The following is a 17,138-nucleotide window of genomic DNA, read 5'->3' as shown; positions in this document are numbered from 1 at the left end:
TCAATATTTTCCCGCTATCCCGTGCTGCCCCGGCGCTGGTGACCAGGTAGATCATCCCGCCGACGGGACGATTACGATGCTCCGGATGACCGCATTCGACGATCTCGACCTAGAGCACCTGGACACCTCGGTCCTCCCGGAGCGCCAGCAGCGCATCCTGGTGACGATCAGGGACTGGGTGCTCCAGCACGGGTACGCGCCGAGCACCCGGCAGATCGGCGACGCGGTCGGGCTGCGCTCCTCGTCCTCGGTGTCGCGCCACCTCGCGAGCCTGGAGGACAAGGGCTTCCTGCGGCGCAGCGAGTCGATGTCGCGACCCATCGACGTGCGGATCTTCCTGCAGGACGGGCAATCCCGCTCCCGCGACGAGCAGTCCGTGCCGGTTCCGGTGGTCGGCGACATCGCGGCCGGAGCGCCCATCGCCGCAGAGGAGCACGTCGACGACGTGCTGACCCTGCCGCGCGAGCTCACCGGCCGCGGCAACGTCTTCGGGCTGCGGGTGCGCGGCGACTCGATGGTCGACGCCGCGATCTGCGACGGCGACATCGTGGTCGTGCGCCAGCAGTCCGAGGCGCACTCCGGGCAGATCGTCGCCGCGATGCTCGACGACGAGGCCACGGTGAAGGTGTTCCGCCGTCGCAACGGTCACGTCCACCTCGAACCCCGCAACCCCGCCTACGAGGTCATCGACGGCGACAACGCGGTCATCCTCGGAACCGTCGTCTCCGTGCTCCGCAACGTCTGACCTCGTCCGTCCTCACGAGGCGCACCGCCTTCCCAATTTCGCGGGAAATTGGAATCACCACCCCGAAAACGTCCCCTGAACTGCGAAGACTCGCCCGAGCGCGGGGGAGGCTCCCAATTTCGCGCGAAATTGAGATCCGGCCTCCGCGTCCAGGGGATTGCGCGCTCGGTGGGCCGGGGCTCAGGAGTGTGCCCGCAGGGCCTTGATCAGCCATTCGAAGTTCGCCACGCGCGGCTCGAAGGGCGGCCACCCGTTGAGCACTCCCAGCAGCTGCCAGTAGCGCTCCACCCGCCGATCGGTGAAGGTCTCCACGGTGTCGGCCAGCGCGCGGCGCTGCGACGAGCCCAGGTCCGGGTCGACGATCAGCCCCAAGACCTCCTCGCCCCGGGCCGATTCCGGTGAGATCCCCTCGCGCAGGGCGTGGCCGGCGTGCTCGATCGTCTTCTCCGGTGAGTAGCCGCCGGGCTGCTCGATGCCCTGCGCGCCGATCACCGCCATGTCGCGGCAGCGCCGCCGGAAGTCCTCGTCCCGGACCAGGTCGGCGAGCTCGACCCACGCCTCCACCTGCGCGGTGGTGGGGTCGGACGGCAGCTCCGGGGGCATGGAGCGCATGCCCTGCGCGATGCTCGCGCCCGGCCCCTCTTCCTCGACCCCGTCGAAGGTGCGCTGGACGAAGTCGTCGATGATGCGCTGGCGCTCATCGGCCGACATCTTGGCCACCTCGTGCATCGTTCTCATCTCCTCGGTGGTGGTTCCGTGCTGAGCGGTCCACCGCAGCACCGCGCGCCTCGTCTGCAGGGTGCGCAGCTCCACGTCGAGCGCCTCCAGGTGCGCTTCCGCGACGTCCTGCACCGTCACCTGGCGGGCCAGCACCCGTCGCACGGACGTCAGGTCCAACCCCAGTTCGCGCAGCGTCCGGACCAGGTCCAGGCGGGCGACGGCGTCGGCGTCGTAGAGCCGGTAGCCGCCCGCCGAACGCCCTGCGGGCGCCACGACCTCGCTGTCGGACCAGAAGCGGATCGTCCGGACCGCCAGTCCCGTTCGCTGCGCCAGCTCACCGATGGTGAACAGCTCCGGTTTCTCGCTCACGGGAACCACCCTCGACCTTCCACCGGCTGGAGACTCAACCCCATTTTCCGAGGTCGTCCAAAATTCCGTGCGCGGATTACCCAACACTCCCTATCATGTCCTCAAATGAAGCACATTAGGGACTGATAGGGAGTATCGATGGACGAGGCGAAGATCTACAAGTCCGAGCGGGGCAGGCTCGCGATCCAGCGCACCTACCGGGATCTGCTCGACGACTGGCCCGTCCCGGCGACCCGCCGGACGGTCGAGACCTCGCTCGGGCGCACGTTCGTCCTGGAGAGCGGGCCGGCCGACGCACCGCCGCTGGTGCTGCTGCACGGGTCGGGGACCAACACGGCCATGTGGCGGGCGGAGGTCCCGGAGCTCTCGCAGCGCTTCCGCGTGCTCGCGCTCGACCTGCCAGGTGAGCCGGGCGGGAGCGCTCAGGTGCGCCCGCCGCTCGACTCCGACGCGCACTCCCGCTGGCTCGACGACGTCTTCGGCGAGCTCGGTGTGCGGCAGGCGGCGCTCGTCGGCGTCTCGTTGGGCGCCTGGGTGGCGCTGGACCACGCGGTGCGGCGACCGAACCGGGTGAGCAGGGTCGTTCTGCTGTGCCCGGCGGGCGTCGGCAGGCAGACCTTCGGCTGGGTCCTCCCGGTGATCCTCCTGCGGTTGCTGGGTTCTCGGGGGCGTCGTCGCGCGGTGGCCAAGGTCGCCGGGGTCGACGCATCGCCGTTCCTGGACTACCTCGCCGAGATCTTCCGGGAGTTCCGGCCGCGGACCGAACGGCTCCCGGTCTTCTCCGACGAGCAGCTGGCCGGGCTGCCGATGCCGGTGCTGGCCATCGCGGGGGAGCGGGACCCGATGTTCGACACCGCCGAGACCGTCCGCCGGCTCCGCCGCGTGCCCGAGGCGACGGTCCGCGTGCTGCCGGGCATCGGCCACTCCGTTCTCGGGCAAGTGCAGCGCGTGTCGGCGTTTCTTGTGACAAAGTCCACAGTGGAGTAACGGAACATTTTGTTACCGGGTCATTTTGGTTGCTGCACGACCGGGTGATCCTTTTTGGACGATTCCTCACGAGGTCTCCTGATATGACGCCCGATCGGTGCACGCGGCCGATCGGGCCTCTTCAGTTTCGATCTTGGCGCGACCGATGGGGATGGCGAAGCGGACGTCGGAAGCTCCGCTTCGCCATCATCAAGAGGAGGAGCGGGATGACCGCGATCGAGCTGAATCGATACGGGCCGGCGCCGGAAGTGCTCGCGCTGAACTGTCCACTGTGCACTGAGGAGGTCCGCTGGCTGGAACCGCCACTGCTGCGCTGGTTCTGCCCGGACTGCGCCGTGTTCTGGCGCCACCCCTGCGAACCGGGCCTGCTGGAGGACCCGATCCGGACCGGCGGCGCCGTGATCAGCACCGCACCGGCCCTGATCGGAGGGGACGGGGCATGACCAGCACCCAGCCCGTCGCAGCGCACGTCTGCACCCGGACGATCACCCGCGCGCACACGGTTCCGAGCATCCTGCCCGGAACGCTGCTGGCCAGGCGCGGGGAGCCGGTGCTCGCGACCGGCACCATGATCGCGATGCTGGAGGACGCGACCTGGGAGCTGCTGGCCCCGGACGTGCCGGACGAGTTCGCGATGCTCGGGTGCGGTGGCGTGTACGAGCACACCGCACCGACGCTGCCGGGACAGGTGGTGCGCATCGAGGTCGAGCGCGGACCGGCTCCCGACGTCGGCCGCCAGACCTGGACCGCGCGGGCCTTCAACGTCGACACCGGTCAGCAGGCGGGCGTCCTGCACCACCAGGTGGCCACGGTCGACCGCGAGCGGTTCTACCGCCGGATCAGCCGATGAGCGCGTCGTTAGCCGGACGCGGCCTGCTCCGGGTCGGGCCGAGAGCAGGCCGCCCAGCGCCGCAGTGCGCTGCGGCGGTCGTCCGGAGTTCGCCAGGGGACCGCAGAACGCGGTCCCGGCAAGCCTTCTCGGTTCCTCAGCCCAGCGCCTGGCGGAGAACCGCGGGAGTCGGCAGCGCGTCGAAGACGACCTCGGCGCCGGCGGACCGGAGTTCGTCGGCGCTGCAGGACCCCGTGGCCACCGCCACCAGCCTCGCGCCGGACTCGTGGGCCGCCCGCACGTCGTTGAGCGTGTCGCCGATCAGCACGACCCGGTCGGGAGGGAAGTCGATGCCGAGCTTGAGCTTCGCGCGTTCGCGGGCGATCGGCACCAGCCCGCCGCGTCGCAGGTGGTCGTCGCCGAAGGCCCCGATGTCGAGGTCCAGGCCGAAGCGCTCCAGCAGGTCGAAGGCGTCGAGCTTGATCCGCGCCACGTCGGCGGTGTTGCCGGTGAGCACGCTCTGGTGCAGCAGCGGGTCGGCGTCGAACGCCGCCAACGCCTCGGCGGCCCCGGGCAGGACCCGGCCCCGCTCGGCCAGTTCCGCCCGCACCTCCGCGAAAACCCCTGCCAGCGCGGTGGTCATCGCCGACACCAGGTCCTCGGTCGGCTCGATGTCGTGCGCGCGCAGCATGTCGTCGATCGTGCCCAGGTCGGTGCGCCCGTCCAGCACCGCGCGCTGCTGCACCGGTCGTCCGGTGACCTCCGGGAAGATCCGGTGGTAGGCCGCGCCGCCGAGTCCGAGCGAGTCGATCAGCGTGTGGTCGACGTCCCAGAGCACCATGCGCTCGTCCACGTCACGTCTCCTAGGAGCAGTTGAGGAATCGCTTCCGCACTGCCGGAGCCTAGTTCTCCGAGGTGCGTTCGCGCAGTGAGTGCATCGCGCGGACTTCGTCGCGGAGCTGCTGGATCTCGGCGAGCAGGATCGTGGTCTGGTTCTCCTCGGCGATCTCGTGCTCCCGCGCGACCTGCGACTCCATCGCCGAGACCGTCACCGCGATGAACAGGTTGAGCACCGTGAACGTCGTGACGGCGATGTAGCCGATGAAGAAGATCCAGGCCAGCGGTTCGGCCTCCATCACCGACCGCGCCACCTCCGACCACGCCTCACCGGTCATCACCTGGAACAGGGTGAACAGCGAGTCGCCCAGGTCGCCGAAGTACTCGGGCGCCACCCCGCTGAACAGCTTGGTGGCGATGACCGAACCGACGTAGAGGATCAGCGCCAGCAGCGCCGCGATCGAGGCCATGCCGGGAAGCGCGCCGAGCAGCGCGCCGACGACGCGGCGCATGCTGGGGATGACGGAGATCAGGCGCAGCGCCCGCAGGATCCGCAACGCGCGCAGCACCGCGAACGGACCCGAGGTGGGCAGCAGCGCGAGACCGACGATGACCGCGTCGAAGCAGTTCCACGGGTCGCGGAAGAACCTCGGCCCGTGGGCGTAGAGGCGCGCGGCGAGTTCGAGGGTGAACACCGCCAGCGCGATCCGGTCCGCCGCGTGCAGCAGCGCACCGTGCTCGGCGACCAGGGCGGGGGAGGTCTCGCAGCCGAGCGTGATCGCGTTGACGAGGATGATGCCGATGATCACCTGCTGGAAGCGGGGTGCGTCGACGAGTTCGCGCAGCCGTTGCCGCGTGCTCACTGGTGTCCTCCGGGACGTCGGGCCTCCTGCGGAATGTTGATCAAGTTATCGGTTGAGGCCCGCGCCGCCGCGCTGCGGGCGATCAACTGTCGCCCGGACCACAGCGCCGGTGCTCACGACCGCCGCTCGTGCAGCCGCCGGACTTCCAGGGCGAGCTCGGGGTCAGGTCCGTCGACCTCGACCCCGGGCACGACGGTCCGGATCGGCAGGGCCGCGACGGGGGAGGGAGGCAAACCCAGCTCGCCGGCCCATTCGCCCAGCTGCTCCGACGACGACGCGTAGACGATGCGCCCGAGGCCGACCCAGCCGTGCGCGGCCGAGCACATCGCGCAGTGCTCGCCCGAGGTGTAGACGGTGCAGCGCGGACGCGTCTCGGGGGCGACGTTGTTCGCCGCCCACCGGGCGATCGCGAACTCCGGGTGCTGGGTGTGGTCACCACCCGCCACGTGGTTGTGGTCGGAGAACAGCACGTCGCCCTCGGGCGAGACGAGCACGGAGCCGAACGGCTGGTCCCCGGAAGCCAGCGCGCGCTCGGCGAGCTCGACGGCGCGCCGCAGGTGAACCCGGTCCTGATCGGTGATGGCCATGCGTGGACGTTATCGCGGGCGCGAACCCGGTCAGCGGTGTTCACCGCCTCCGGGCACGTCGTGGGCCGACGGCGGCGGGAGGCGACGTGGGCTCGGGCGGAGTCCGTCGAGCAGGAGCGCCAGGTAGCGCTCCCGATCCGCGCCCGCGGGGTCCTCGGGGCGGATCGTGCTCAGCGTCATCACGATGACCGCCGCGAGGTCGCGGACCTCCAGCTCCGGACGAACCACGCCAGCCGTGACCGCGCGCTGCAGCATCTGGTGCAGCGAATCGGCGCACCGGTGCACGCTTTCCACGTCGAAGGTGCGGGATTCGCGGGCCGCGGAGAGCAGTCCGCGGTGCTGGGCGAGCGAATCGACCGCGGTGCCCAGCAATCCGGCCAGGTCGCGCCACGCGTCGTCGGTGTGCGCCGCGGCCACCGGCTCGATCTCGGTGCTGAGCACGTGGTCGAGCACGGCGCTCACGACCTGGTCGCGGTTGCGGAAGCGCCGGTAGAGCGTCGCGACGCTCAGCTCCGCCCGCTCGGCGATCTCATCGAGCGTGACTCCCGGGCCGGCGTCCTCGAACGCCGACAGGGCCGCGTCGATGATCCGCCGGTGGTTGCGGGCGGCGTCCGCCCGCAACGTCCGCTCTTGACTCGCCATGGCCTGGGACGGTAACACCGCCGAGCCCTGCGAGATCTCCGACGATCACCAGGTCAGGTCGAGAGACTGCAACCCGTAGACGACGTTGTAGGTCCGGAAGTCGGGCTGCGCGGTGGGATCCGCGAGCGCGAGGTTCGGGAACCGGCGCAGCAGCGCGGGGAATCCGATGCGCATCTCCATCCGCGCCAGCGGTGCGCCGAGGCAGTGGTGCACGCCGTGCCCGAAGGCCAGGTGGCCACCTGCTCCCCGGGTGATGTCCAGCTGCTCGGGGGAATCGATGAACGACGCGTCGCGGTTGGCGGTGGGGACCGACAGCAGCACCAGCTCACCTGCCGGGATCGTGCGGCCGGAGAGCTCCACCTCCTCGGTGGTCATGCGCGGTGCCAGCGAGTGGACGATGGACAGCCAGCGCAGCAGTTCCTCCACCGCGGGCTCGACCATCGCCGGGTCGTCGCGGACCAGCGCGAGCTGGTCGGGGTTCTGCAGCAGGGCCAGCGTCCCGAGTCCGAGCATGTTCGAGGTGGTCTCGTGGCCCGCGATCAGCAGCAGCGACGCGATGCCCACCAGCTCGTCGGTGGTGATGTCGTCGCCGTGCTCGCGGACCAGCATCCCGAGCATGTCCTCGCCCGGCTCGGCCTGCGCGCGGGCGACGAGGGTGGCCATGTAGTCGCGGTTCGCCCACTGCGCGGCCGTCCGCTCCTCGATCGGCAGGGACGAGTCCAGCAGGCGGGCGGAGATCCCCTGGAACTCCTCGCGATCCGAGTAGGGCACGCCCAGCAGTTCGCAGATCACCAGCGACGGGACCGGGAGAGCGAAGTGGGACACCAGGTCAGCGGGTGCGCCCGCCCGCTCCAGGTCGTCGAGCGCCGATTTAACGATCTCCACGATCCGGGGTTCGAGCCTGCGCATCCGGCGCACCGTGAACTCCGGGGTCAGCATCCGGCGGAGCCGCGAGTGCTCGGGCGGGTCGTAGCCCAGCAGGCCGCCCGCTCGCAGCCGGGCGGCGTCCTCGTCGCTGAGCTGGGCCGTGAGCGGCGAGAGGGCCCTGGCGCGTTCGTTGCTGAACCTTGCCGGATCACCGAGGACGGTGCGGACGTCGGCGAACCGGGTCACCAGGTATCCGGTCTGCCCGAACGGCGTCTGCACCTGCACCACGCCGTCGTCGTCCCGCACCTGCCCGAGCTCGGCGGCGGGGCTGAACCCGTCGCGTCGCATGTGCACCGGTAGTTCGACAGTCATGCCCGCCTCCCGATCTCCCGAGCCGGCTCGCACCTGGATCAGCGGCCGCGCCCCATTAAGTGCGAGGCTACTGGCACTTAGGTCGTCGTCGCCACGAATCGGCGTCATTCGCCGGGAATTCGGCGTTTCGGGCAGTTCGGGGTTTCCGGGTCGGCGCGGACGTGCGGCGGACTAGGGTGCCGGGTGGCTTGTGAGTCGCGTTCGAGTGTGGCTGGGGGAAGTGGTGGAGCACGTCGTCGTCAGCGGGGGAGGCATCGCGGGGACAGCTGTGGCGCTGGCTCTGCGGACCGCGGGAATCGCCGTGACCGTGGTGGAATCGCGTCCCGCGGACCACGGCGAGGGCGCCGTCGTCCGCCTGAACCCCAACGGGATGGACGCGTTGCGGGCCTTGGGCGCGCATCAGCCGGTGATCGCCCGGTCCTTCCCGCTCGTGCGCACCGAGCGGTTCACGCCGGACGGCGGTCGGCTGGGGTACGCGCTCGGCGCCGATCCGAGCTCGCCGCGCGGTCTGCCCCGGGTCATGCACTGGCCGGTGCTCTCGGCTGTCCTGCGCGAGCAGGCCATCGAGCGCGGCGCGGTGTTCCGCCACGGCAACCGCGTGGTCGACGCCGAGGTCGACGCGCAGACGGTCGCGGTATCGCTGGAGGACGGCAGCCGGGTCGAGGGCGACGTCCTGGTCGGCGCCGACGGGGCGAACTCCCTGGTGCGCGGCCGGATCAATCCCGACGGGCCGGAACCAGAGCGGCTGGGCACCCGCACCATCTACGGCTACGCGGCCGAACCCGGCTGCGAACCGCCGCCCCCGGAAGTGCTGCGCTCCTACATGGGCGCGAAGGCGTTCTTCGCCGCCACCCGCGACCCGCACTCCGGCGGCTGCTTCTGGTTCACCAGCCTGCACGCGCCGACCCCGCGCCGCCGGGACGATCCGCAGAGCACCGACGAGCTGCGGGCCGAGATGAGCGAGCTGTTCGCGGGGGACGACACGATCGCGCCCGAGGTCGTCGCGCGCTCCGAACGCATCCTGGCCTTCGACGATCACGCGCTCCCGCACGTGCCGCGCTGGCACACCCGCCGGGCGATCATCATCGGCGACGCGCTGCACGTCGCCCCGCCCGCGTCCGAGCAGGGCGCGGCGATGGCGCTGGAGGACGGCGTCCAGCTGGCCCGCTGCCTGCGCGACCACGCGGACCCGGCATCGGCCTTCGCGGCGTTCGAGCGGCTGCGGCGGGACCGGGTGGAGGCCGTCGTCGACATGGGCAGGATGGGGACCAGCCGCGCGCACCAGAACGCGCTGGCTCGTCGCGTCCGCACCCTCCGCGCCAAGGCCAAGCGGTACTTCGAGTGGCAGCGCAAACCCCCGATGGGCCGAGCATGGGTCTACGACCACCACATCGACTGGCGATCGCGCGCCTGACGCTCGCTGCCCGCGCTGGGACCGGAGGTTCTTGGCGCGGGTTGAGATGTGAGCCACACTGAGGGCGTGCGCGGGGAGAGCTTCGAGGCGGCGATGCCTGCGGGCGAGGACCCGCACCGGTACGCGCGGCTGCTGGCCCGGGTGCACGACGCGGCCGTGGCCGGAGAGGTCCCGCCCGCGCGGCCCCGGGCGGTGATCGGCGCGTCGTGGACGCGGATGCGCTCGCGGGGGATCGACCCCGAAGGCGGCTGCGCCGGTCAGCCGCTGCAGGCGGATGAACTCCTCGAGCGCAGGCGCGCGTCCGGGCTGTCGGAGGTGCTGCCGCTGCTGCGCGCGAGGCTCGGCGGAGTCGCCGAGCAGACCGCCAACATCATGGTCGTCACCGACGCCGACGGTCACCTGCTGTGGCGCGACGGCAGCACCGCGGTGCGCCGCAACGCCGACGCGCTCGGCTTCGTCGAGGGCATGAGCTGGGGCGAGGACGCCGTGGGCACCAACGCGATCGGAACAGCACTGGTGACCGGGCAGCCGATGCAGGTGTACTCCGCCGAGCACTACGTGCGCACGCACCACGCCTGGACCTGCGCGAGCGCGCCCGTGCACGATCCGCGCAGCGGGCGGCTGCTCGGAGCGGTGGATCTCTCCGGCCCGGCCGCCACGGTCAGCCCGACCACGTTCGCGCTGGTGCAGACCGTGGCGCAGCTGGCCGAGTCCCAGCTGCACGCCGAGCACCTCACCGCGCTCGAAGCGCTGCGCGGCAGCGCGGTCCCGGTGCTCGCGAAGGTCGCGGGACGAGCGGTGGTGACCGACCCGCACGGGTGGGTCGCCGCCTCAACCGGCATCGCCCCGCGCAACCACGTCGCGCTGCCCGCCGGGTGCGGCGCGGGCCGGGCGTGGCTTCCCGCGCTCGGCGACTGCGTCGTCGAGCCGGTGCGCGGAGGCTGGCTCGTGCGGTTGCTCGACGAGGACCCCGCGACCCCCGCCGACGGCACCAGGGCGCTGCTCGACCTGCGGACCTCGCAAGCCCGCATCGAGGTCACCTCCGCGTCGGGCGCTTGGGACCACCCGCTGAGCCCGCGGCACGCGGAACTGCTGTTCCTCCTGGCCGCGCACCCGGAGGGGCGCACCGCCGCGCAGCTGGCCGCCGACGTGTTCGGTGACGCGCAGCGCACGGTCACGGTGCGAGCCGAGATGTCCCGGCTGCGCCGCAACCTCGGCGGTCTGCTCAGCGGGCGGCCCTACCGCTTCAGCGACACCGTCGAGGTCGAGGTGCTGCGGCCGGACGAACCGGCGGCGCTGCTGCCGCACTCGACGGCACCGGCGGTGCGCGGCTGAGCGCCGATGCAACTCCCCGCAACCCGTGCGCGGTCCGGTCCGGTGTGGCTCCATGACAGTGGACATGTGATCGCGACCACTCCGGTGTCGCGACGAGGGCAACGACGCCCGCGCGGGAGGTAGTCCGTGAGTCAAACGGTGGAGCACGACGCGACCCGAACCCGGGTCGAGCAGTGGATTTCCGAGTTCTCCGAGGCGCTCGCCGCCCAGGACGCCGATCGTGCGGCGTCGCTGTTCGGCGACGACAGCTACTGGCGCGACCTGATCGCGCTCACCTGGAACCTCAAGACCTCCGAGGGCCGCGAGGAGATCGCCGCCATGCTGCGGGCGACGCTGGCGACCGCGACCCCGGGCGAGTTCGCCGTCCTGGGCGAGCCGACCGAGGCCGGCGGGGTCACCGAGGCCTGGTTCTCCTTCGAGACCGCGGCGGGACGCGGGACCGGCCACCTGCGGCTGGTCGACGGCAAGGCCTGGACCTTCCTGACCACCCTCGACGAGCTCAAGGGCCACGAGGAACCGAAGAAGCACCGCAGGCCGAGGGGCGCCGAGCACGGCGCCAACCCGGACCGGGTGACCTGGCGGGAGGAGCGGGACGCAGAACTCGCCGAGCTCGGGCGCACCCGCCAGCCCGAGGTCGTCATCGTCGGAGGCGGCCAGGGGGGCATCGCGCTCGGCGCGCGCCTGCGCCAGCTCGGCGTGCCGACGATCATCGTGGAGCGCAACGAGAAGCCGGGCGACTCCTGGCGACGCCGGTACAAGTCGCTCGCCCTGCACGACCCGGTCTGGTACGACCACCTGCCCTACATCGACTTCCCCGACAACTGGCCGGTTTTCGCGCCGAAGGACAAGATCGGCGACTGGCTGGAGATGTACACCAAGGTCATGGAGCTCAACTACTGGGGCTCCACGACGGCGCTCAGCGGCAAGTACGACGAGGACGAGGGCCGGTGGGAGCTCGTCGTCGACCGGGAGGGCGAGCAGGTGACGCTGCGCCCGCGCCAGCTGGTGATGGCGCTGGGCGTGTCCGGCAAGCCGAACGTTCCGGTGTTCCCCGGCCACGAGAGGTTCCGCGGCGACCAGCACCACTCCTCCCAGCACCCGGGCCCGGACGCCTACCGGGGCAAGAAGGCCGTGGTCATCGGGTCGAACAACTCCTCCCACGACATCTGCGGCGCGCTGTGGGAGGCCGGTGCCGACGTCACCATGGTCCAGCGTTCCTCGACGCACGTCGTGCGGTCGGAGTCGTTGATGAAGCACAGCCTCGGACCGCTGTACTCCGAGGAGGCCGTGGCCGCGGGAGTCGACACCCGCACGGCCGACCTGACGTTCGCCTCCATCCCGTACCGGATCCTGCACGAGTTCCAGAAGCCGGCGTTCGACGTGATCCGGGAGCAGGACGCCGAGTTCTACGCCCGGCTGGAGAAAGCGGGGTTCCAGCTCGACTTCGGCGATGACGAGTCGGGCCTGTTCATGAAGTACCTCCGCCGCGGATCGGGCTACTACATCGACGTCGGAGCCTGCGAGCTCATCGCCGACGGCAGCGTGAGGCTCGCGAGCGGCGACGTCGCCGAGCTGAGCGAGGACGCGGTGGTCCTCACCGACGGAACCCGCTTGGACGCCGATCTCGTCGTGTACGCCACCGGATTCCGGTCCATGAACGGGCTGGCGGCCGACATCGTCGGTCAGGAGGTCGCCGACAAGGTCGGCAAGGTGTGGGGCCTGGGCTCCGACACCACCAAGGATCCCGGCCCGTGGGAGGGGGAGGAGCGCAACATGTGGAAACCCACCCAGCAGCCGGGCCTGTGGTTCCACGGCGGCAACCTGCACCAGTCCCGCCACTACTCCCTCTACCTGGCGCTGCAGCTCAAGGCGAGAGCGGAGGGAATTCCGACGCCGGTCTACGGCCTCCAGGACGTCCACCACACCTCCTGACCGCTCCGCCGGGTGCCGGTCGTTGATCACGTCCGGGCTCACCAGGTGCGCGGAGGCGCTAGGCTCGGCGGCCGGCACGGCTCCGCCAGGCCAGGCGGAGCGGGTGAGGGCGGGGTGATGACGGCGGCGGAACCGGTGATCTTCGGACGGGAAGCCGAGCTCGGCGAGCTGCGCGAGCTGGTCGCGTCGCTGGTGAGCGGTGCGGGTGGTGCGCTGTGGCTGGAAGGCGAACCCGGGATCGGCAAGACCGCCCTGCTGGGGCAGGTCATCGCCGAAGCCGCGAGCAACGGGTGCGCCGTCCGCCACGCCACCGCCGACCGGCTCTCCGCGCAGTTCCCGCTGAGCCTGCTGCTGGACTGCCTCGGCGTCGGCCCCGACGCTCCCGAGCAGGAGCTGCGGGAGCTGCACGGCAGGCTCTCCGGGGAGGACCCGGCCGCGCCGGTGGTCGCCGACGCGGTCGTCGAGCTCGTGACCACCTGGTGCACCACCGCACCTGTGGTGCTGCTCGTCGACGACGTCCAGTGGGCTGACGAGGCGAGCCTGCTGGTGTGGCAGCGGCTCAGGGCCCTGACCGGGCAGCACCCGCTGCTGCTGGTCGCCGCCTCAGGCCCGGCTCGTGGTCGCGCCGAGGAGCGCGGTGGTGCGCGGCGGATCGTTCTGCCTCCGCTGGGGGACACGGCGATCGCGTCGTTGGCCGCCCACCTGGCCGCCGCCCCCGGCCCGAGGCTGCGCCGGATGCTGGCCGGAGCCGCCGGGAACCCCCGCTACGCGCGGGAGATCGTGCAGTCGCTGACCCGGGAACGGCTCATCCAGGTCGACAACGGGACGGCGGAGCTCACCGGCGAGGTCGCGGTCTCCCGTTCGCTGGCGGAGGCGGTTCTCGGCAGGCTCGGCTTCTTCGACGGCCAGACGATCGGCCTGCTGCGGATGGCCGCGATGCTCGGCCCCGACTTCTCCATGACCGAGCTGTCCACGGTCTCCGAACGCCCGGTGTCGGATCTCGTCGGTCACGTCGAAGACGTGCTGAGCACCGGGGTGCTGGTCGAATCGGGGCTGCAGCTGAGCTTCCGGCACGAGCTCGTGCGCCAGTCCCTCTACGAGACGACCCCGACCGCGCTGCGCCTGGCCCTGCACGGCCAGGCGGCCCAGGTCCTGCGCGAATCCGGCGCGTCCGTCGAGCGGGTCGGCGAGCAGCTGCTGTCGTCGATCTCCACCGGTGACGCCGAACTCGACGAGTGGGGGCTGGACTGGCTGGTGCGCCACGGGCGGGAGCTGGCCCACCGGGTGCCGGCCTGCGCGGCGGAACTCCTCGGCGCGGCCCTCGTGCCGCTGCCCGTCAAGGACGAGCACCGCGAGGTCCTGCTCGTCGCCCGCGCGCTCGCACTCGTTCAGCTGGAGCACTCCGAGCAGGCCCACGACCTCAGCAAGTGCGCTCTCGACGAGGTCGCCGACCCGGCCTGCGCCGCAGAGCTCACCTGGTACCTGGTGTGGTCGCTGGCGGCGCGGCGGATGGCCGACGAAGCCGCGGCGGTCATCGAGAAGGCCGAGGCCGCAGCCGGTTTCGACCGCCGCTGGCTGGCCAGGATGCGGGCCAAGCTCGCGCAGGCGCACCTCATGCGAGGAGCCTCCGCCGAAGCCGAGGCCACCGTGGACCGCGCGATGGCCGAGGCGCACGCGTCCGAGGACGACTACGCGCTGGGACTCGCGCTGCACGTCAGGGGCACCGCCCGGGCACGCAACAGCGACCTCGCCGAGGCGCTGGTCTGCTACCAGCAGGCGGCGTCCGCCCTCGGTGACGACCTGGAGCACGCGGACCTGCGGCTGCAGGTGCTCAGCAACCGGATGATGCTGCTGTTCGCCCTCGGGCACGCCGAGGAAGCGGGCAGCGCGCTGCACGAGATGCTGGCGATCGCCGAGCGCAGCGCCACCCCGTCCCGGCTCGCGGTGGTGCGGCTGTCGGCGGCCAACCACTACTTCACCGTCGGTCGCTGGGACGACGCCGCCGCCGAGCTGCAGGCCGCGGGCGAGCTCACCGGCGAGATGACCTCGCACCAACTCCGCTGGCTGCACGGGATCTCGGCGATGCTCGCCGGGCACCGTGGCAACCGCGCGGCTTTCGAGCAGCTGCTGGCGGTGGCGGGGGAGCCGGCGCCGGATTCCCAGGAGAACTCCGGTTTCCTGATGGTGGCCTCGGTGCTGGGTGCCGAGATCGAAGGCCGGCCGCAGCGCGCGGTGGCCATGCTCACCGATGTGATGGACACCAGCGAGCGGTTCGGCAGCAGCTACGTGTGGCTGCCCGTGCTGGTCCGGCTCGCCCGGGACATCGGCAACGAGGAGATCGCCACCCGCGCCACCAACAGGTGCGTGAGCGGTGCGACGGTCGGTGCCGCGCCCAACATCCTCGCCGCCGCCCAGCACTGCCGGGGCCTGCTCGAACGCGACCCGATCACGCTGCGCGCCGCCATCGAGCACTACGACAAGACCACCCAGCCGCCCAAGCTCGCCCGCGCCGTGGAGGACCTGGCGGTGGTCCTCGCCGAGAACGGCGACAAACCCGCGGCGCGCAAGGCCTACGCGCAGGCCGTGGAGGTCTACGTCGGTCTCGGGGCGCATTGGGACCTGGAGCGGTCCGCCGCCAGGATGAGCCCGCACGGCATCCGGTCGCCGCGCGCGAAGCGCCCCCGCGCCACGACGGGATGGCAGGCGCTGACCAGGACCGAGCGGCAGGTCGCCCTGCTGGTCGGCGACGGCATGTCGAACCCGGAGATCGCGGCCGAGCTGTTCGCCTCCCGGCGCACCATCGAGGTGCACGTCTCGCACGTGCTGGCCAAGCTCGGGGTGCGTTCCCGGGTCGAGGTCGCGGTGGAGGCCGCAGGGCAGCAGGCCCGGACCTGATCGCCCCCCGGCGGTAGTTGATCTCTCGCGCGCGAGCGGCGATGCTGGGCGCGATCGTTCGAGGCAGCACGCGTCGTCGCGACGAGCGCGGCCGGTGATGGGGAAGAGGGCAGCGGTGGACGTCGAGGAGTACCTGCGGCACGACGGCCTCGGGCTGGCCGAGCTGGTCGCGTCGGGCCAGGCGAGCGCGCGAGAACTGCTGGACACCGCGCGCAGCAGGGCCGATGCGGTCAACCCGGTCATCAACGCCATCGTCGCCCGGCTCGACGAGCACGCCGACCAGCGCGCGTCCGGGGAGCTCTCGGGCCCCTTCGCGGGAGTCCCGTTCCTGCTCAAGGATCTGCACCAGAACCTGGCCGGAACCCCGAGCTCCGACGGCTGCCGCGCGTTCGCCGATCGCACGGCGTCGGTCACCGACACCGTCGTGCAGCGCTGGCTGGACGCCGGGCTCGTCGTGTTCGGCAAGACCAACACGCCGGAGTTCGGTTCCAAGGGCATCACCGAACCGGCCCTGTTCGGCCCCGCCCGCAACCCGTGGGATCCGCAGCGCACACCGGGCGGTTCTTCCGGTGGATCCGCTGCGGCGGTCGCGGCCGGGATCGTGCCGGTCGCCGCGGCCAGCGACGGCGGTGGTTCCATCCGCATCCCCGCCGCCTGCACCGGCCTGGTCGGGCTCAAGGCCGGTCGCGGTCTGGTGCCCGCCGGACCGGTGGAGAGCGAGCCGCTCAACGGTCTGGCCACCAACGGCGTCCTGTCCCGCACCGTGCGCGATTCCGCGGCGATGCTCGACCTCCTGGTGGGATCCGAGCCGATGAGTCCGTTCGCCGCGGCGCTGCCCGATCGGCCGCTGGCCGATCAGCTCGACGAGGCTCCAGGCCCGCTGCGCATCGGCTACACCACGCGCTGCGCGCTGCGCGAGAAGCCGCACCCGGAGGCGGTGCGGGCGGTGGAACGGTCCGCGGAGCTGCTCACCGAGCTCGGTCACGAGGTCGAGGAGGTCGAACCGCCGCACGACGACCTCCGGCTCGGCAAGGACTTCCTGCTGATCTGGTTCGTCCACCAGGCGGTGGAGATCGCGCGCATCAAGCGCGAAACCGGCTGCGGCGATGATGGTTTCGAGCCGGACACGCTGATGATGGCCGCGCTGGGCGAGCTGGCCGGTGCCACCGAGCTGTCGCAGGCGCAGGAACGGCGACGCGAGCACATCGGCGCACTCGCCGGTTTCCACTCCCGCTACGACCTGCTGATGACGCCGTCCCTGGGCGAGCCGCCGATCGAGGTCGGATCGCTGGACACCCCGGCCGCGCTGCAGACGATGTCCAAGCTGCTGGTCCGCACCAGGACGACGCGCGTCCTGCGGCTGCTCGGCCTGGTGGACCAGATCGTCGAGAAGAACCTGGCGTGGGTGCCCTACACGCAGCTGGCCAACATCACCGGGCGTCCGGCGATCAGTCTGCCGCTGCACAGCACCGAAGCGGGACTGCCGCTGGGAGTGCAGTTCGTCGGCCCGCTGCAGAGCGAGGCGCTGCTCCTGCGCCTGGCCAGGCAGCTCGAAATCGCAGCGCCTTGGCAACACTCGGCCCCGCTCCGGCCACTGTCCGAAGTCGACTGCACGGATGCCTGAACTCGTGTGCACGCCCCAGCAGACTGCTCGGGGCTCCAGCTGATCGTCCACACGGACAGGGGGTTCGCTTCTGAGCGCGGGTTTGAGCCTTATGGAGTGGCGATCCTCGTCGTGCCGTTG

Annotated in this window: 15 protein-coding genes; 9 read left to right on the top strand and 6 right to left on the bottom strand. The window is 71.4% G+C overall.

Annotated elements, in window-relative coordinates; genetic code table 11:
* Positions 1-85 precede the first annotated feature (85 nt).
* Positions 86-745 (top strand): transcriptional repressor LexA, encoded by a 660-nt coding sequence (gene lexA, locus ACYVF3_RS25900; protein ID WP_461156847.1) that lies wholly within the window; start codon positions 86-88, stop codon positions 743-745.
* 180 nt (positions 746-925) lie between these two features.
* On the opposite strand, the gene ACYVF3_RS25895 is transcribed toward lexA, so the two are convergent.
* Positions 926-1,834, bottom strand: a complete 909-nt coding sequence (locus ACYVF3_RS25895) for a helix-turn-helix domain-containing protein (protein ID WP_461156846.1) — start codon at positions 1,832-1,834, stop codon at positions 926-928.
* Between the two features lie 138 nt (positions 1,835-1,972).
* On the opposite strand from ACYVF3_RS25895, the gene ACYVF3_RS25890 reads away from it, so the two are divergent.
* The 3 genes from ACYVF3_RS25890 (at position 1,973) to ACYVF3_RS25880 (ending at position 3,671) form a co-directional block, all read left to right on the top strand.
* Entirely contained in the window at positions 1,973-2,821 is an 849-nt protein-coding gene (locus tag ACYVF3_RS25890) for an alpha/beta fold hydrolase (protein WP_461156845.1), read from the top strand.
* A 206-nt stretch (positions 2,822-3,027) separates the two neighbouring features.
* Complete coding sequence (locus ACYVF3_RS25885) at positions 3,028-3,264, top strand: hypothetical protein (protein WP_461156844.1); 237 nt, start codon at positions 3,028-3,030, stop codon at positions 3,262-3,264.
* Complete coding sequence (locus tag ACYVF3_RS25880; protein WP_461156843.1) at positions 3,261-3,671, top strand: thioesterase, FlK family; 411 nt, start codon at positions 3,261-3,263, stop codon at positions 3,669-3,671. Before ACYVF3_RS25885 ends, ACYVF3_RS25880 begins: the two co-directional genes overlap by 4 nt.
* Before the next feature lie 136 nt (positions 3,672-3,807).
* Here ACYVF3_RS25880 and ACYVF3_RS25875 read toward each other — a convergent pair whose 3' ends face one another.
* The 5 genes from ACYVF3_RS25875 to ACYVF3_RS25855 form a co-directional block, all read right to left on the bottom strand.
* Positions 3,808-4,503 (bottom strand): HAD hydrolase-like protein, encoded by a 696-nt coding sequence (locus ACYVF3_RS25875; protein ID WP_461156842.1) that lies wholly within the window; start codon positions 4,501-4,503, stop codon positions 3,808-3,810.
* 49 nt (positions 4,504-4,552) lie between these two features.
* A complete protein-coding gene (locus ACYVF3_RS25870; RefSeq protein WP_461156841.1) occupies positions 4,553-5,350 on the bottom strand; it encodes an ion transporter in 798 nt (265 codons plus the stop codon).
* Positions 5,351-5,463: 113 nt separating this feature from the next.
* Positions 5,464-5,937, bottom strand: a complete 474-nt coding sequence (locus tag ACYVF3_RS25865; RefSeq protein WP_461156840.1) for a nucleoside deaminase — start codon at positions 5,935-5,937, stop codon at positions 5,464-5,466.
* Positions 5,938-5,967: 30 nt separating this feature from the next.
* A complete protein-coding gene (locus ACYVF3_RS25860; protein ID WP_461156839.1) occupies positions 5,968-6,579 on the bottom strand; it encodes a TetR/AcrR family transcriptional regulator in 612 nt (203 codons plus the stop codon).
* Between the two features lie 45 nt (positions 6,580-6,624).
* Positions 6,625-7,818: a cytochrome P450 gene (locus ACYVF3_RS25855; RefSeq protein ID WP_461156838.1), complete on the bottom strand. Its 1,194-nt coding sequence runs from the start codon at positions 7,816-7,818 to the stop codon at positions 6,625-6,627.
* A gap of 190 nt (positions 7,819-8,008) precedes the next feature.
* On the opposite strand from ACYVF3_RS25855, the gene ACYVF3_RS25850 reads away from it, so the two are divergent.
* The 5 genes from ACYVF3_RS25850 (at position 8,009) to ACYVF3_RS25830 (ending at position 17,018) form a co-directional block, all read left to right on the top strand.
* Positions 8,009-9,232 (top strand): FAD-dependent oxidoreductase, encoded by a 1,224-nt coding sequence (locus ACYVF3_RS25850; RefSeq protein WP_461156837.1) that lies wholly within the window; start codon positions 8,009-8,011, stop codon positions 9,230-9,232.
* A gap of 93 nt (positions 9,233-9,325) precedes the next feature.
* On the top strand, positions 9,326-10,567 hold the full coding sequence (locus ACYVF3_RS25845; protein ID WP_461156969.1) for a helix-turn-helix domain-containing protein: 1,242 nt from the start codon (positions 9,326-9,328) through the stop codon (positions 10,565-10,567).
* Between the two features lie 126 nt (positions 10,568-10,693).
* Positions 10,694-12,499 carry an NAD(P)/FAD-dependent oxidoreductase gene (locus tag ACYVF3_RS25840; protein WP_461156836.1) on the top strand — a complete coding sequence of 602 codons (1,806 nt, stop codon included), beginning with the start codon at positions 10,694-10,696 and terminating at the stop codon, positions 12,497-12,499.
* 117 nt (positions 12,500-12,616) lie between these two features.
* Positions 12,617-15,394 carry an AAA family ATPase gene (locus tag ACYVF3_RS25835; RefSeq protein WP_461156835.1) on the top strand — a complete coding sequence of 926 codons (2,778 nt, stop codon included), beginning with the start codon at positions 12,617-12,619 and terminating at the stop codon, positions 15,392-15,394.
* Between the two features lie 97 nt (positions 15,395-15,491).
* Positions 15,492-17,018 carry an amidase gene (locus tag ACYVF3_RS25830; RefSeq protein ID WP_461156834.1) on the top strand — a complete coding sequence of 509 codons (1,527 nt, stop codon included), beginning with the start codon at positions 15,492-15,494 and terminating at the stop codon, positions 17,016-17,018.
* Positions 17,019-17,138 lie beyond the last annotated feature (120 nt).

The sequence above is a fragment of the Saccharopolyspora tripterygii genome (genome assembly GCF_054778355.1).
The sequence above is the reverse complement of the archived record's forward strand: the minus strand, read 5'-3'. Positions and strand labels throughout refer to the sequence as shown.

Excerpts from the sequence above, each read along its gene's own strand:
- ACYVF3_RS25865 (WP_461156840.1), bottom strand. The coding sequence starts at position 5,937 with ATGGCCATCACCGATCAGGACCGGGTTCACCTGCGGCGCGCCGTCGAG.
- ACYVF3_RS25855 (WP_461156838.1), bottom strand. The coding sequence starts at position 7,818 with ATGACTGTCGAACTACCGGTGCACATGCGACGCGACGGGTTCAGCCCC.
- ACYVF3_RS25885 (WP_461156844.1), top strand. The coding sequence starts at position 3,028 with ATGACCGCGATCGAGCTGAATCGATACGGGCCGGCGCCGGAAGTGCTC.
- ACYVF3_RS25835 (WP_461156835.1), top strand. The coding sequence starts at position 12,617 with ATGACGGCGGCGGAACCGGTGATCTTCGGACGGGAAGCCGAGCTCGGC.
- ACYVF3_RS25845 (WP_461156969.1), top strand. The coding sequence starts at position 9,326 with ATGCCTGCGGGCGAGGACCCGCACCGGTACGCGCGGCTGCTGGCCCGG.
- lexA (WP_461156847.1), top strand. The coding sequence starts at position 86 with ATGACCGCATTCGACGATCTCGACCTAGAGCACCTGGACACCTCGGTC.
- ACYVF3_RS25830 (WP_461156834.1), top strand. The coding sequence starts at position 15,492 with ATGGGGAAGAGGGCAGCGGTGGACGTCGAGGAGTACCTGCGGCACGAC.
- ACYVF3_RS25860 (WP_461156839.1), bottom strand. The coding sequence starts at position 6,579 with ATGGCGAGTCAAGAGCGGACGTTGCGGGCGGACGCCGCCCGCAACCAC.
- ACYVF3_RS25890 (WP_461156845.1), top strand. The coding sequence starts at position 1,973 with ATGGACGAGGCGAAGATCTACAAGTCCGAGCGGGGCAGGCTCGCGATC.
- ACYVF3_RS25880 (WP_461156843.1), top strand. The coding sequence starts at position 3,261 with ATGACCAGCACCCAGCCCGTCGCAGCGCACGTCTGCACCCGGACGATC.